Below are 15,252 nucleotides of genomic sequence, written 5' to 3' on the forward strand. Positions count from 1 at the left end.
TGCTATTAATTATTGTTTGAATATACATAAGAGGTGAATGCAAATGGGAAAAGTTACTTTAATTGCAACAGCGGCAATGGGTATTGAAGCGTTAGTTGCCCGAGAAGTTCGCGATCTTGGTTATGAATGTCAAGTAGAAAACAGCAAAGTAACATTTGAAGCAGATGAAAAGGCGATTTGTCGCACGAATTTATGGTTACGTACTGCGGACCGTGTAAAAATTAAAGTTGGCGAATTTAAAGCAACAACATTTGATGAGCTATTTGAAAAAACGAAAGCATTAAACTGGGGAGATTATATTCCAGAGAATGGCGAATTCCCTGTTATCGGTAAATCTTTAAAATCTGAATTATTCAGTGTTTCGGATTGCCAACGTATCGTTAAAAAAGCTGTCGTTGAAAAATTAAAAACAACATATAAACGTACAACTTGGTTTGAAGAAGATGGTCCATTATTCCGTATCGAGATTGCAATGCTCAAGGATATTGCAACATTAACAATTGATGCGAGTGGTGTTGGACTTCATAAACGTGGATACCGTATGGATCAAGGGGAAGCTCCGTTAAAAGAAACATTAGCTGCGTCTTTAATTAAATTAACAAACTGGAAGCCAGATCGTCCATTTGTTGATCCATTCTGTGGATCAGGTACAATTCCGATTGAAGCAGCATTAATTGGACAAAACATTGCGCCAGGATTTAACCGTGGTTTCGCATCTGACGAGTGGGGCTGGGTAGGTAAACAAAACTGGCGTGAAGCTCGTCAAGAAGCTGAAGATTTAGCGAACTATGATCAACGATTACAAATCATTGGATCAGATATTGATCATCGTATGATTCGAGTTGCTCAAGATAACGCAGAAGAAGTAGGCTTAGGCGATTTAATTACATTTAAACAAATGCAAGTAAAAGATTTCACAACAAAAGAGGATTATGGCTACGTTGTAACGAATCCTCCATACGGAGAACGTTTAAGTGAAAAAGCACTTGTTGAACAATTGTACAAAGAAATGGGACAAGTATTCCGTCCGTTAGATACATGGTCAGCATATGTATTAACAAGTTACGAAGCATTTGAGAAGTGTTACGGAAAAGATGCATCGAAGAAACGTAAACTATTTAACGGATTTATCCGTACAGATTACTACCAATACTTCGGAAAACGTCCACCGCGTAATTCATAGTATAAAACTCCTCTAGCACGCATATACTGGCTATTATGTAATGCGTAAAGGAGGAACTAATATGGATAGTTTCCAATTATCAATGATTCAAAAAGCTATTCACCGTACGTATGATGAGCTCGGAAAAGAAGTGGATAGCCAAGGTGTGATTGTAGATGAAATACAAAAAGCACAAGAAGAATATTTGTCAGCTCTTTCACATGAAACAGCGATTGATAAACGGTATTTAAAGTCATTAATATAGAAGAAAATTTTCCTTTTTCGAAAGGAAAATTTTTTTTCGTGCATTTCTATGTATTGTAACAGGGGAAAGTGACTGCATACAAATGAGTAGCGGTTGCTATATCTTTTTATAGAAAAACTTTTTGGTTGGAGGCTAAGGATGTTTACTGAGAAGAGATTACCATTTGAAGTAGGAAAACAAGATAATTTTTATGATAAGTTGAATGAGTGGATTGGAGATGTGTTTTACGACATCCTTCCAGAAAAAGGATTTGAAGAGCGTGATGAACAAATTTTTATGGCGTTTCAATTAGAGCGTGCTTTCCAAGAAAAGAAAGTAATGTTCGCAGAAGCGGGTGTAGGAACAGGGAAAACAATTGTATATCTTCTATATGCAATTTGTTATGCGCGTTATACTGGGAAACCAGCTATTATTGCTTGTGCAGATGAAACGTTAATTGAGCAGCTTGTGAAAGAAGAAGGGGACATTGCTAAGTTATCTGAAGCATTAGGGCTATCTGTTGATGTAAGGCTTGCAAAATCAATGGATAATTATTTATGCTTACGTAAACTTGAAGATGTTATGAGTGGACGAGCTCCAGAAGTAATTGAAGACGTATATTACGAGTTACCACAGTTTGTATTCGATCATGGTACGATGCAAAACTTTACGCACTATGGTGACAGAAAAGAATTTCCACTTTTAAATGACGAAGAATGGTCAAAAGTAAATTGGGATTACTTCCAAGATTGCTTTACTTGTGATTCTCGTCATCGTTGTGGACAAACTCTTTCTCGTGAACATTATCGTAAAGCAGCAGATTTAATTATTTGTTCTCAAGATTTCTATATGGATCATATTTGGACGTACGATGCTCGTAAGCGTGAAGGGCAAATTCCGTTATTACCAGAAAGTAGCTGCGTTGTATTCGATGAAGGACATCTTGTAGAATATGCAGCTCAAAAAGCTTTAACATACCGTTTAAAGCAAACGATGATGGAGCAACTATTAACGAGATTATTACAAAATGATATTCGTGAAGAGTTTGCACATTTAGTAGAAGAAACAATTTGGCAAACAGAGCGATTCTTTGATGTGTTACAAGAAAATAAAAAGGAAATTGCCGGTTCGGATCGTTTAGAAATTACTGTGACAGAAAAAGTAACAGCTGAAGCAAAACGACTTTATGCGAAAATTGGTGAAGTCGGTGATGCATTAGTATTTGAAAGTGAAATGCATACAGTAAATACGTATGATTTAAATATCGTTGATGAACATTTAGATGTGTTAGAACATTCACTTCGTCTGTTCATGCACGAGAAAAATGTAATTACATGGGGCGAAGAAGGTGATGGAGCCTTCACGTTAGTCATTATGCCACGTGCAGTTGAAGAAGTGTTACAAGAGAAAGTATTCTCGAAGAAAATCCCGTATATCTTCTCGTCTGCTACATTATCTAATAACGATTCATTCGCGTTTACAGCAAATAGCTTAGGGGTAAAAGATTACTTATCATTCTCAGTTGCCTCACCGTTTGATTATGAGGAGCAAATGGCAGTAAACTTACTATCGCATACGAAAGAAAATGAATGGGAAAGAAAGTGTCAATATACACTTGAAAATATACAAAAAACAAATGGACGTACACTTGTATTATTCCGTACAACGCAAGAGCTTGCAGCGTTTAAAGAATATGTAAGTAAAGAACAAATGTCAGTTCCGTTCCTATATGAAGGGGATCAAGAAATTAGTCAGCTCGTTTCTCGCTTCCAAAATGAAGAAGAGACTGTACTTTGTGCCGTTCATTTATGGGAAGGTTTAGACATTCCTGGTTCATCATTATCACATGTTATCATTTGGTCATTACCATTCCCTCCAAACGATCCGGTGTTTGAAGCGAAGCGTAAACATGTTAATGATCCGTTCTGGGATGTAGATGTACCATATATGATTTTACGTCTTCGTCAAGGCATCGGTCGTTTAATTCGTACGAGTGACGATAAAGGTGCTATTTCAATCTTCTTATCTGATACAGAAGATGAGAAAGTGATAGAAGCGGTGAAAAACGTACTACCGGTAGAAGGTAAAGAATTATAAGGAGAAAGCTTGGCGCTTGCCAAGCTTTTTTTCTATTATAAAAGGAATTTAGATTTTCATGTCGAATTAAGTTTGAGGTAGAAAAGGGAGGTTTTTATACGATGACAGTAGCTACATATGAAGTAGAAAAACAATTTTTAACATATGTGAAGAAGATACAAAATTACGGAGAAGCATTAAGCTTAATGTTTTGGGACTTAAGAACAGGTGCGCCTAAAAAAGGTGTGGACCAGCGTTCAGAAGTAATTGGTATGCTTTCATCAGAAGTGTTTGCTATGTCGACTTCAGATGAGATGGGAAATTATTTAACAGAGCTTGAAGCTTTAATAAGTGAAGACAAACTTTCTGAAACGACGAAGAAAATGGTTGAAGAGTGTCGTAAAGAATATGATAGAAATAAAAAAATTCCACAAGCTGAATATGAAGCGTATGTGAAATTAGAAGCGAAAGCGGAAAGTGTGTGGGAAGAAGCCCGCGAAAAATCTGATTTCGAAATGTTCCGTCCGTATTTAGAACAAATAGTTGAATTTAAAAAGAAATTTATTACATATTGGGGTTACGAAACATACAAATATAATACATTATTAGATATGTATGAGCCGGGTATTACAGTAGAAGTGTTAGATCACGTATTTGGTCAACTTCGTGAGCGTATCGTTCCGCTTGTAAAAGAAATATCGGAGTCACAAAAGAAATTAAAGACAAGTGCTTTATCAGAACATTTTTCAAAAGAAAAACAAAAGAACTTTACATTAGAGCTATTAAAGCAGTTGAATTATGACTTTGAAGCAGGTCGTCTTGATGAAACGGTGCATCCTTTCGAGATTACATTAAATAGAGGGGATGTTCGTATTACGACACGCTATGACGAAAAGGATTTCCGTATGGCTGTGTTTGGAACAATTCATGAATGTGGTCATGCTGTATATGAACAAAATATTGCAGAAAAATTTGGAGGTACACCCCTATGTAGTGGAACATCTATGGGTATTCATGAGTCACAATCGTTATTCTTTGAGAACTTTATCGGTCGTAATAAATCATTCTGGAAGAAAAATTATGATTTATTAAAAGAGTATAGCAATGGTCAATTCAATGATATATCAGTAGATGAGTTTTATGATGCGATTAACGAATCGAAGCCATCGTTCATTCGTATAGAAGCAGATGAGCTCACATATCCGCTTCACGTTATGGTTCGTTATGAGCTTGAGAAAGAATTATTTGATGGTACATTACAAGTGAAAGATTTGCCAGCGGCTTGGAATGATAAGATGGAAGCATATTTAGGAATTCGTCCGGAAAACAATGCACAAGGTGTATTGCAAGATGTTCACTGGGCTGGTGGTTCATTTGGATACTTCCCATCTTATGCGCTTGGTTATATGTACGCAGCGCAGTTTAAGCAAAGAATGTTAAAAGATATTCCGAACTTTGATGCATTATTAGAAGAAGGAAACGTAACGCCAATTCGTGAATGGCTAACTGAACATATTCACCAATATGGTAAAACGAAAAAGCCACTTGAAATTTTAGAAGATGTAACAGGCGAAGGGTTAAATGCAAATTACTTAGCAGATTATTTAGAAGCGAAGTATAAAGAAATTTATGAGTTATAAAAAAAGAGCTGCTTAATTGCAGCTCTTTTTTTAGGGGGATAGAAGAATGGTTTATACATATACAGTAATGATGCAAGAAGAAGCAGAAGAAATTGCATATAACTGGCATTATGAAGGGGAATATTCCTTTTACGATATAGAGGCAGATGAAGAAGATTTAGCTGAGTTTTTACATGATGAGAGTAGAGGGGATTATACATTTTCTGTAAATGAAGATGGCATTCTCATTGGATTTTTTACTGTTTGTAAAATAAGTGATGGAACGGTTGATATAGGTCTTGGAATGAAACCTGATATAACTGGAAATGGATTTGGTTTACAGTTCGTAAATGCTGGACTAGCTTTTATTAAAGAAAAATACGGATGCAATTATATAACGTTATCAGTAGCGACATTTAATAAAAGAGCTATTAAAGTATATAAAAGGGCAGGATTTGAAGCGGTTGGAACGTTTATACAGAAGACGAATGGTAGTTGTTTTGAGTTTTTGAAAATGAATTATATATGTAAAAATGATTAAAAACAGAAGAATATCCTTCCGTTTTTTTGATGTAGAAATAAATCATACTTTTTGTAATTGGAAGTTTTGAAATTTTGGAAGAGGATGTGTATGATTGAAGTTTAATAGTAAATAGCAAGTTTAGTAAGGAGAGACAGCATGAGTATAATTAAAACGAAAAATGAAATAGATGTAATGCATGAATCTGGAAAGTTACTTGCTTCATGTCATAGAGAAATTGCGAAAATAATGAAACCAGGTATTACAACAAAAGAAATTAATACGTTTGTGGAAGCATATTTAGAACGGCATGGTGCAACGTCTGAGCAGAAAGGGTACAACGGGTATCCATATGCGATATGTGCATCTATAAACGATGAAATGTGCCATGGGTTTCCGGTGGATGTACCTTTAACTGAGGGCGATATTGTAACAATTGACACGGTAGTAAACTTAAATGGTGGTCTTTCAGATTCTGCTTGGACGTATAGAGTTGGAAATGTTTCTGATGAAGCAGAAAAGTTGTTGTTAGTAGCTGAGAATGCTTTGTATAAAGGGATTGATCAGGCGGTAATTGGTAATCATGTAGGAGACATTGGCTATGCAATTGAAAATTATGTAACAAATGAAGGTTTTTCTGTCGCAAGAGACTTTACGGGACATGGAATCGGTAAAGAGATTCATGAAGAACCAGCAATTTTTCATTTTGGGAAACAAGGACAAGGGCCTGAGCTGCAAGAAGGAATGGTAATTACAATTGAGCCAATTGTAAATGTAGGTATGCGATATTCGAAAGTAGATTTAAATGGATGGGCTGCAAGAACGATGGACGGGAAATTATCAGCGCAATATGAGCATACAATTGCGATTACAAAAGATGGGCCAATCGTTTTAACGGCGCTTTGAAATAATATGTAATAGTTTACAAAACTCGAACGAAAATGATATTTTGATAAAATTTGTACGTGTTTTGTTAATAAATACTTTTCAAAGTATAAAAAGTGCGTTATAATCCATCTATAAAATAAATAGTTAGCTACACTCATATAATCGCGGGGATATGGCCTGCAAGTTTCTACCGAAGTACCGTAAATACTTTGACTATGAGTGAGGACGAATATATTTGCTTGTTTAGCATTCTTTTTTGCGAAACTCCAAAAGCGCGTCTCTCACTTGTAACGAGTGGTGGCGGCTTTTGGAGTTTTTTTATTGCATAAGAGGGGGAACAAACATGAAAGTATTACAAGAAAAGATTTTGAACGAAGGAAAGGTTTTATCTGGTGACGTATTAAAGGTAGATGCTTTTTTAAACCATCAAATTGACCCAGTACTTATGCAAGAAATCGGAAAAGAATTTGCTAAACGTTTTAAAGAAGAGAACATTACAAAGATCGTGACGATTGAATCTTCAGGCATTGCACCAGCTGTTATGGCTGCATTAGAGCTTGGTGTAAAAGTAATTTTTGCAAGAAAACGTAAATCGTTAACGTTACAAGATAATATGTACGTTGCAAACGTATATTCATTTACGAAACAAGAAACGAATGAAATTTCATTATCTCGAAATCATATTGATGAAAGTGATCGCGTTTTAATTATCGATGACTTTTTAGCAAACGGTCAGGCTGCTTTAGGGTTAATGAGTTTAGTAGAGCAAGCAGGAGCCAGTATTGCAGGAATTGGGATTGTTATTGAAAAAGCATTTCAAGATGGAGGAAAGAAGCTTCGTGAACAAGGCGTTCGTGTTGAATCACTAGCAGAAATTGCATCATTTGATAACGGCACAGTTACATTTGTACAGCAAGAAACTGCGGAGGTGAAATAAACGATGAAGCAGCATCCATTTAAAATTGCATCGCTTGGTATGCAGCATATGCTTGCAATGTATGCTGGAGCAATTATCGTTCCGCTTATTGTGGGCGGCGGACTTGGTTTAAATCAAAAAGAGTTAACATATTTAGTCTCAATTGATTTATTAATGTGCGGCGTTGCGACAATTTTACAAGCATTATCAAATCGCTTTTTTGGTATAGGACTTCCCGTTGTACTTGGTTGTACATTTACAGCGGTTGGACCGATGATTGCGATTGGAAAACAATACGGTGTGTCTTCAATTTATGGAGCAATTATTGCTGCTGGGTTATTTGTTGTTATTTTTGCGAAATTATTTGGAAAACTTGTAAAACTGTTTCCACCTGTTGTAACAGGATCTGTAGTTACAGTAATTGGAGTTACACTTGTTCCAGCTGCTATTAATGATATGGCTGGTGGAGTAGGAAGCAAAGATTTCGGAAGTCTTGAAAACTTAGCGTTAGCATTTGGAGTGTTATTATTTATCATCGTTATGTATCGTTTCTTTGATGGATTTATCCGTTCCATTTCTATTCTATTAGGTTTGTTGTTCGGTACTATCGTTGCAGCGTTTATGGGGAAAGTAAGTTTGCAAGCGGTTGGAGAGGCTGATTGGTTCCACGGTATTCAACCATTTTACTTTGGTACACCAACCTTTGAATTAACACCAATTATTACGATGATTCTTGTTGCTTGTGTAGGGATTGTAGAAGCAACGGGTGTATACTTTGCATTATCTGATATTTGCAATAAAAAAATCGGTGAAAAAGAATTAACAAAAGGCTATCGTGCAGAAGGATTAGCGATGGTGTTAGGTGGCATTTTCAACGCATTCCCATATACAACATACTCTCAAAACGTAGGACTTGTTCAATTAACTGGAGTAAGAAATCGCGTTATTATTTACACGTGTGGTGGTATGTTAATCGTTCTTGGTTTCATTCCTAAAATCGCAGCTATTACAACAATTATTCCGAAATCAGTACTGGGTGGTGCGATGTTAGCGATGTTCGGTATGGTTATGGCATATGGTATTAAAATGTTAAGTAGCGTTGATTTTGGTAAACAAGAAAACTTATTAATCGTTGCATGTTCTGTTGGAATTGGGCTTGGCGTAACAGTCGTTCCTACATTATTTTCACAACTTCCAGAAAGCATTCGTATTTTAACAGATAACGGAATTGTACTTGGAAGTGCGTCAGCAGTACTTTTAAATATCGTATTTAATATGGTGCCGCAGCGCAAAGTGAAAGTAGAAGAAGAGCCAGTATCTATGCAAAATGCAGTAAGTGAAGCGTAAAAAAGCAAGGTCTCGTTATGAGACCTTGCTTTTCTTTTTAAGTGGCATCATTTTCCCGTAAGTACCAAGACGCCAAATGTACTCAAGTGGCCCGTATTGGTAATGTGAAAGCCACCAGCGGCTAATAAAGATTTGTAACGTGTAGAAACTAATGCAGAATATTGGTCCAACCCATAATGGAGAAGGATAATCATTTTTTAATAATAGCCCGAATACAAGCAATATAACAATTGTATGCGAGATGTAATTTGTTAATGCCATTTGTCCAACGTATTGGAATGGACGTAATACTGTTTGCCATTTTTCTTTTTGTAATAAACGCATTAACGTGACAATGTAGAAGATGAACAATGTCTTTCCGCTAAACATTGTAAAGACCTGCATATAAATTGGTTCATAAAATGGTTTTGATAAGAAGTAACGGACCATGAAGAACCACATTGGTAATGTTAAAATGAACATAATAATTTGCCATTTTTTAAGCTTTGGATCTAACTCTTTCGCGCGGCGGAAAATATCCTTTTTGCCGGCGTATAAACCAAGTAAAAACAGCCCAACTGTTTCTGGGAGCATGAATACGTTGAGTCCAATTCCATCAGCATAAAATGCATGGAAACGATTTTGGATTTGTGACACCCAGTCTTCAAGTGGCATGATAGGTAAGGAGAATCCTAATTCTGCCTTTGGAACGAATGCAATCATAATACCTACGATTAGCATGAAAAACTGAAAAATACTCAATAAAACGATAGCCCATATTAAAATAGTACGAGGTTCTCTCTTATAAAATAAAAATAAGAAAAATCCAGCAATCGCATAAGTATGTAAAATGTCTCCGTCCCATAAAAGAACGTAATGTAAGAAACCGAATAATAATAAAATAAGTAAGCGGCGAACAAATAAAATTTTCGGATGATCTGTTTTCGCTTCAGCACGACTCATAAAAATATAAAAACCTAATCCGAATAAAAACGAAAAAATTGTATAAAATTTCGTTTGAATAAACATATCGTAAAATAGGCGAATGTAGCTGTCTATCCCTTCGTAAATTCCTGAAAGATCACGTGAGTCAACCCCGGCGATAACAGGCCAATTCACAAGAAAAATACCTAGTACAGCTATTCCTCTAATAATATCAATGGAGTGTATCCTCTCGCCTTGTGTGAGATTTTGTGTCATTTTTTTCCTCCTTGTTAAGTAATTCCCTTTTATTATACAAAATGTAAGATGGAGGGGATAGGGGATATTTCCATTTTTTTAAACTGTTAAGTTATGTAGGATGAGATATAATAAGATTGCACAACAAGTTTTAACCTTCTTCAAAACAGGCGGTAAAGCTCCTTCTTATAAGGAGCTTTCTTTATGAAAAGTGTTGATAATGATTCTCTTTAATGATACACTGTATTCAAAAGTGATAATCATTATCAAAAAAAGGTTGGTGCGTAAGTATGGTATATGCATTAGTAGCAGGTACAGTCGCTGTATATGCAGTTATTGCGAAGTATGTTTTAAATGGAGTAGGAACAGCAAAATGAGTGATATGACATAAAATCCCTTTCATTTGTAAAAAGAATGAAAGGGATTTTTTATTTTTAATGAGAATATGCTGAAAATTTAGTATGATAGTAAAGTGAAACTGTAATCATTGGGTAGGTGTAACTCTCACTGGTTATGGGCTCGCAAATAGCGGGGAAAAGTATATACATCTTGGATAAAGGGGAACAAGGGGATGACAAACATAGTACAGACAAACGGTATGAAAAAACTTGTTTGTTTTTATGAAGAGTGGCAAAAACACGGCGATGCAGAGAATAGTTTAAAGTTGTTTGAGGTAATTCAAAAATATAAACAAGAACAGCTTATGATAGCGTTCTGCGGTCACTTCTCTGCAGGGAAATCAACGATGATGAATCATCTATATAAAGCGCAGTTGTTACCGACAAGTCCAATTCCGACAAGCGCTAACGTTGTCAAAATTGAAAAAGGAATGGATCGTGTTGTTGTAACGGTTAAATCTGGAGAGCAGTACGAATATGACGGTGCATATTCAGCAGAAGAATTAAAACAAATTTGTAAAGACGGCGATGAAGTAATTGGTGTTCATATTTATCGAAACGACGCGCCAATTCCTGAAGGGGTTATGTTAGTTGATACACCAGGGATCGATTCAACAGATGATGCCCATCAATTAGCGACAGAATCGACACTTCATCTGGCAGATGTCATTTTTTATATGATGGATTATAATCACGTCCAATCGGAAGTGAATTTACAATTTGTTAAAGAATTGAAACAACGTAATAAAACGGTTTATCTCGTTGTAAATCAAATAGATAAACATAAAGAAAATGAATTATCGTTTGAGAATTATAAAGATAGTGTAAAACAATCATTCTCTAACTGGGATATTGAAGTAGGTGGTGTTTATTATACGTCATTACGAATGATGAACCATCCACATAATGAAATTAGAAGCTTAGAAGCGTTAATTACTTCTATTATGAAGGAAAAAGAGCAGTGTGTAAGGACTGGAATGGAGCGAGAAACAGAATATTTAATGGGGGAACATTTCTCGTTTATTGTTTCTGAAAATGAAAAAGCTCTTTTGAAATATGAGGAAGAGTTAGCATCACCACTTTCTATTTCAGAGGTAGTTGAAAAGAAGGAAGAGCTAACGGAAGCGAAAAATCGTGAGGCAAGTAAAGAATCTCATGTGAGAAACGAATTTATAAAAGGTTTACAAGCTATATTAGATAACGCTTATTTAATGCCATTTGAAATGAGAGAATTGGCAAATGCATATTTAGAAACGAAATTAACAAAATTTAAGGTCGGTTTGCTATTTTCGAAAGGAAAGACGGAGCAAGAAAAACAAAGACGTGTAGAGGCGTTTTATTCTGCCCTTCAAAAAACTGTTGAAACGCAACTTGATTTTCATGTGAAGGAATTTATTGTAGCCTTCTTAAAAGAAGAAGGATTGTTCACGGAGGAAATTGGGAAAGACATATATGGGTTAGAAATTGCTTTCGGACCAGAAATGTTGGCCGAAGTAATTAAACAAGGTGCAGGTTTCACAGGTGATTACTTACTTCTTTATACAGCGGATGTAGCGAATGAACTGAAGAAACGTTATTTTATAAAAGCACAGCAAATTTTTGATAAAAGTGCGGTCGTTTTGAAGCAAAAGGTGAGGGAAGCAGTTGCTCGTATTGAAGAAGAGATTGAAACATATACGATGTTGCAAACGGCGAAAGAAACACAATTACAATACAGTAACAATTTGGAGGCATATGAAGACTATTTACGAAATGTTTGGCACGATCATGTTGCTACGCCTGAAGGGTTGCAAATAGATGAGATATTGCAAAGGGAGACACAAATTGTTAGTGAGAAATTTACACTACAAGAACAGGAAATCGTAAACGATAACGTAGCGGTTCATGAGGAAGAGCTAAAAGGAACGGCAGCTTTAAATATTCAACGTATATTAGAGAAAGTGAAAAAAGCCGAAACGATATTAGAGCCATTACCAGCGTTGAAACATGTACAGCAAGAGGTAATAGAGAAAAGAAGACGTGTGGAAACAAAACAATTTACAGTAGCGTTATTCGGGGCATTTAGTGCTGGGAAATCATCATTTGCCAATGCCTTACTCGGTGACAAAGTACTTCCTGTATCACCAAACCCGACGACGGCAACGATTAATCAAATTTTGCCGGTTACAGAGGAAAAACCACATGGAACAGTAATTGTTCAGTTTAAATCAAAGCAAGCGTTATTAGAAGATATGAAAGCTGTTTATAAGCTGTTTCATTATGAGATTGCTACGTTAGATGAAGCGTTAGCACAAATTGATAAAGTTATGAAATATCCTTCACCAACTGGGAAGCAAAAAACAACATTTAGCTTTTTACGAGCGGTACAAAAAGGGTATGATGCAGTTTCTACTTATTTAGGAGAACAAGTACAAGTTACATTAGAAGAGTTCTCTGATTATGTAGCGAATGAAGAGAAATCATGCTTCGTTGAGTATATGGAACTTTATTATGATTGTGCTTTAACAAGGCAGGGAGTAGCGCTTGTAGACACACCTGGAGCGGATTCTATTAATGCTCGCCATACGGATGTTGCATTCCAGTATATTAAAAACGCAGATGCTATTTTATTTGTTACATATTATAACCATGTATTCTCTCGTGCTGACCGTGAATTTTTAATTCAACTTGGTCGTGTAAAGGATACTTTTGCCCTTGATAAAATGTTCTTCTTAATTAATGCGGCGGATTTAGCAGAGTCTGAAGAAGAACTTGAAATGGTAAAAGGTTATATCGCAGATCAGCTACTGCAATACGGTATTAGAAATCCGCGTTTATTTGCAATTTCAAGTTTATGTGCGCTTGAAGAAAAACAAAGAAAGAATGTTGAAAAAGAGAAGTATGGTATTTTACAAAACTCTGGGATTACTAAGTTTGAGGAATCATTTACGTCCTTTATGATGAGAGATTTAATGCTTGTTTCTGTGCATGCTCTATACGGTGCTTTGCAAGGGGCAGATCAGCTTTTAGTAAACATGATAAAGGGTGCAAAGCAGGGGAATGAAGAGAAAGAGAAGCAAACGAAAAAATATGAAGCAGAGCGTGATCAACTACTTCATATCATTTCATCATATAGTGTACTTGCTGAAGAACAGGCGATGCAAAATGAAGTGAAAGAGTTGCTTTATTACGTGCAACAGCGCCTATTCCTACGCTATAACGATGTCTTTACTGAATTTATTAATCCGGCTTCACTTCGAACGGATGGAAATGTGAAAACACAATTGCAACAGTGTGTTATGGAATTAGTAGCATTTATTCAGCATGATTTATTGCAAGAAATGCGTGCGACATCATTACGTCTTGAAAAATGGATAGACGAAGCGATGAAGCGTGCAAAGGACGAAATTGTAGTGAACTGTAAAGTGGAAAATGAATCAATTTCTATGAATGGAACAGTGGAGTATGAATATAAAGATATTACACATAAAGAACCGTTCCCTTCAGTTGAAATAAAAGATTTCAAAAAAGCACTGGCACATTTTAAAAATGAGAAAAGCTTTTTTGAAAAGAATGACAAAGCTTTTATGCAAGAAGACGCTAAATCTGTATTAGAACCGCTCGTATCAAACTATGTAGCTGATGAAAAAGATTTATTTGTTCATCATTATAAGCAAGAGTGGGATATGAAGTGGAACTTATTCCAAAAAGTGATGCAGCAAGATGTGATGAACTATTATGAAAGTATATTGTTTGCATTGGCTGAAACGATCGATGTATCTCTATATGAACAAAGTAAAGAACAATTGCAAAAGCAGTTAGTAGAGATTGAAAAAGAAATTTATGTTATATAGTCGTTATGAGAAAAAGATTCGTTCAATTTTCTTTTGCAGTACAGTATCTAAAGATTTTACAAATCCAGCAAATTCATCGGTAGAAATCATATGAGTAAGAACGAGTCGTCTGCCATCTGGTGTTTCACCGCATAAGACGAATGAAGAAAATTCATATGTTTTGTTTTCAACTACTAATTTTGGATAGGAATACGTGTCGCTTTTCTTCTTCTTTCCATCAATAGAGATGACGTTGCATTTTTTCTCATTGTTGTCCATGGTGAATCCCTCCTTTCTATTACTTATGGTAGACAAGGAGGGTTTAGAACAATAGAGAAGGGGGAATTTTTTATGTCTGTTGTAATAGAACGTATTCCAAAAGAGGCTATACCGAAGTCTTTATTGCTACTTGCTGATCCAAGTGAACGGCAAATAGCTACATATGTACAAAGAGGATTAACATACGTAGCTAAGCAGGGGGGGAGCGTTATCGGTGTATATGTTCTTTTGGAAACAAGGCCAAAGACGATGGAAATCATGAATATTGCGGTTGCAGAGCATTTACAAGGAAAAGGGATTGGGAAGAAGCTATTAAGGCATGCTGTAGAAACTGCTAAAGGATATGGTATGTCAAAACTTGAAGTTGGTACAGGCAATTCTAGTGTTTCACAACTTGCTTTATATCAAAAATGTGGATTTCGTATTTTTTCTATTGATTTTGATTACTTTTCGAAGCATTATGAAGAAGAGATTATTGAAAATGGGATTGTATGTCGTGATATGATCCGGCTTGCAATGGAATTGAATAAAAACGTATAACTATTTAGGGGGAAGAGAAGATGGAAGTACATAAAGCAATTACAGCACATTCTCGTAAACAAAATGAAAGTGTAAAAGCATGTTTACAATTAGATGCACAGCGTGAAGCAGCTATTGAAGCTGCTGTATCTCTTGCGTCAAATGGGAAAGAATTTTCGGTTGATGTCATTAATGTTGTAACGAAGCAAATTAATGATCTTGCAAAAAATGGTGTTACACTAGAGCGTAAATATGTTACAGAAGAAATGGTTATGGAGTATGTAAGTCGTTTGAAAGAGAAAGAAGGTCGTTAA

At 35.8% G+C, this 15,252-nt stretch carries 13 protein-coding genes and 1 riboswitch; of the genes, 11 read left to right on the forward strand and 2 right to left on the reverse strand.

Features of this window, described 5'->3' with window-relative positions; all coding sequences use genetic code 11:
• Nucleotides 1-43: 43 nt before the first annotated feature.
• The 8 genes from AXW78_RS07555 to pbuX all read left to right on the forward strand — a co-directional run bounded on the left by AXW78_RS07555 (nucleotide 44) and on the right by pbuX (nucleotide 8,772).
• Nucleotides 44-1,183, forward strand: a complete 1,140-nt coding sequence (locus AXW78_RS07555; RefSeq protein WP_000521224.1) for a THUMP domain-containing class I SAM-dependent RNA methyltransferase — start codon at nucleotides 44-46, stop codon at nucleotides 1,181-1,183.
• 61 nt (nucleotides 1,184-1,244) lie between these two features.
• Nucleotides 1,245-1,427 (forward strand): DUF3921 domain-containing protein, encoded by a 183-nt coding sequence (locus tag AXW78_RS07560; protein ID WP_000376898.1) that lies wholly within the window; start codon nucleotides 1,245-1,247, stop codon nucleotides 1,425-1,427.
• A 138-nt stretch (nucleotides 1,428-1,565) separates the two neighbouring features.
• Complete coding sequence (locus AXW78_RS07565; RefSeq protein ID WP_000493698.1) at nucleotides 1,566-3,503, forward strand: ATP-dependent DNA helicase; 1,938 nt, start codon at nucleotides 1,566-1,568, stop codon at nucleotides 3,501-3,503.
• Between the two features lie 101 nt (nucleotides 3,504-3,604).
• Nucleotides 3,605-5,122, forward strand: coding sequence for a carboxypeptidase (gene ypwA / locus AXW78_RS07570; protein WP_061883937.1), 1,518 nt, complete (start codon nucleotides 3,605-3,607; stop codon nucleotides 5,120-5,122).
• Between the two features lie 46 nt (nucleotides 5,123-5,168).
• On the forward strand, nucleotides 5,169-5,642 hold the full coding sequence (locus AXW78_RS07575; protein ID WP_061883938.1) for a GNAT family N-acetyltransferase: 474 nt from the start codon (nucleotides 5,169-5,171) through the stop codon (nucleotides 5,640-5,642).
• 138 nt (nucleotides 5,643-5,780) lie between these two features.
• Complete coding sequence (locus AXW78_RS07580; RefSeq protein WP_061883939.1) at nucleotides 5,781-6,527, forward strand: type I methionyl aminopeptidase; 747 nt, start codon at nucleotides 5,781-5,783, stop codon at nucleotides 6,525-6,527.
• 116 nt (nucleotides 6,528-6,643) lie between these two features.
• A riboswitch (purine riboswitch) is annotated at nucleotides 6,644-6,745 on the forward strand.
• Nucleotides 6,746-6,852: 107 nt separating this feature from the next.
• The gene (locus AXW78_RS07585) at nucleotides 6,853-7,446 is read left to right on the forward strand and encodes a xanthine phosphoribosyltransferase (RefSeq protein WP_000866486.1); all 594 of its coding nucleotides are present in this window, start codon (nucleotides 6,853-6,855) and stop codon (nucleotides 7,444-7,446) included.
• Nucleotides 7,447-7,449: 3 nt separating this feature from the next.
• Nucleotides 7,450-8,772: a xanthine permease PbuX gene (gene pbuX, locus AXW78_RS07590; protein WP_061883940.1), complete on the forward strand. Its 1,323-nt coding sequence runs from the start codon at nucleotides 7,450-7,452 to the stop codon at nucleotides 8,770-8,772.
• Nucleotides 8,773-8,787: 15 nt separating this feature from the next.
• On the opposite strand, the gene AXW78_RS07595 is transcribed toward pbuX, so the two are convergent.
• The gene (locus AXW78_RS07595) at nucleotides 8,788-9,951 is read right to left on the reverse strand and encodes a DUF418 domain-containing protein (protein ID WP_061883941.1); all 1,164 of its coding nucleotides are present in this window, start codon (nucleotides 9,949-9,951) and stop codon (nucleotides 8,788-8,790) included.
• A gap of 550 nt (nucleotides 9,952-10,501) precedes the next feature.
• On the opposite strand from AXW78_RS07595, the gene AXW78_RS07600 reads away from it, so the two are divergent.
• Entirely contained in the window at nucleotides 10,502-14,161 is a 3,660-nt protein-coding gene (locus AXW78_RS07600) for a dynamin family protein (RefSeq protein WP_061883942.1), read from the forward strand.
• A 3-nt stretch (nucleotides 14,162-14,164) separates the two neighbouring features.
• Here AXW78_RS07600 and AXW78_RS07605 read toward each other — a convergent pair whose 3' ends face one another.
• Nucleotides 14,165-14,419, reverse strand: coding sequence for a DUF3931 domain-containing protein (locus AXW78_RS07605; RefSeq protein ID WP_000369740.1), 255 nt, complete (start codon nucleotides 14,417-14,419; stop codon nucleotides 14,165-14,167).
• A gap of 72 nt (nucleotides 14,420-14,491) precedes the next feature.
• On the opposite strand from AXW78_RS07605, the gene AXW78_RS07610 reads away from it, so the two are divergent.
• Together AXW78_RS07610 and AXW78_RS07615 are read left to right on the forward strand one after the other, a co-directional pair.
• Complete coding sequence (locus AXW78_RS07610) at nucleotides 14,492-14,959, forward strand: GNAT family N-acetyltransferase (protein ID WP_000117689.1); 468 nt, start codon at nucleotides 14,492-14,494, stop codon at nucleotides 14,957-14,959.
• Between the two features lie 20 nt (nucleotides 14,960-14,979).
• Nucleotides 14,980-15,252 carry a YpbS family protein gene (locus AXW78_RS07615; protein ID WP_000451815.1) on the forward strand — a complete coding sequence of 91 codons (273 nt, stop codon included), beginning with the start codon at nucleotides 14,980-14,982 and terminating at the stop codon, nucleotides 15,250-15,252.

This window comes from Bacillus thuringiensis (genome assembly GCF_001595725.1).
Taxonomy (GTDB): Bacteria; Bacillota; Bacilli; order Bacillales; family Bacillaceae_G; genus Bacillus_A; species Bacillus_A thuringiensis_K.

What these genes read in the sequence shown, in the direction of transcription:
- AXW78_RS07575 (WP_061883938.1), top strand. Translation starts at nt 5,169, where the DNA reads ATGGTTTATACATATACAGTAATGATGCAAGAAGAAGCAGAAGAAATT.
- AXW78_RS07585 (WP_000866486.1), top strand. Translation starts at nt 6,853, where the DNA reads ATGAAAGTATTACAAGAAAAGATTTTGAACGAAGGAAAGGTTTTATCT.
- AXW78_RS07605 (WP_000369740.1), bottom strand. Translation starts at nt 14,419, where the DNA reads ATGGACAACAATGAGAAAAAATGCAACGTCATCTCTATTGATGGAAAG.
- AXW78_RS07580 (WP_061883939.1), top strand. Translation starts at nt 5,781, where the DNA reads ATGAGTATAATTAAAACGAAAAATGAAATAGATGTAATGCATGAATCT.
- ypwA (WP_061883937.1), top strand. Translation starts at nt 3,605, where the DNA reads ATGACAGTAGCTACATATGAAGTAGAAAAACAATTTTTAACATATGTG.
- AXW78_RS07560 (WP_000376898.1), top strand. Translation starts at nt 1,245, where the DNA reads ATGGATAGTTTCCAATTATCAATGATTCAAAAAGCTATTCACCGTACG.
- AXW78_RS07565 (WP_000493698.1), top strand. Translation starts at nt 1,566, where the DNA reads ATGTTTACTGAGAAGAGATTACCATTTGAAGTAGGAAAACAAGATAAT.
- AXW78_RS07595 (WP_061883941.1), bottom strand. Translation starts at nt 9,951, where the DNA reads ATGACACAAAATCTCACACAAGGCGAGAGGATACACTCCATTGATATT.
- AXW78_RS07600 (WP_061883942.1), top strand. Translation starts at nt 10,502, where the DNA reads ATGACAAACATAGTACAGACAAACGGTATGAAAAAACTTGTTTGTTTT.
- AXW78_RS07610 (WP_000117689.1), top strand. Translation starts at nt 14,492, where the DNA reads ATGTCTGTTGTAATAGAACGTATTCCAAAAGAGGCTATACCGAAGTCT.
- AXW78_RS07615 (WP_000451815.1), top strand. Translation starts at nt 14,980, where the DNA reads ATGGAAGTACATAAAGCAATTACAGCACATTCTCGTAAACAAAATGAA.
- AXW78_RS07555 (WP_000521224.1), top strand. Translation starts at nt 44, where the DNA reads ATGGGAAAAGTTACTTTAATTGCAACAGCGGCAATGGGTATTGAAGCG.
- pbuX (WP_061883940.1), top strand. Translation starts at nt 7,450, where the DNA reads ATGAAGCAGCATCCATTTAAAATTGCATCGCTTGGTATGCAGCATATG.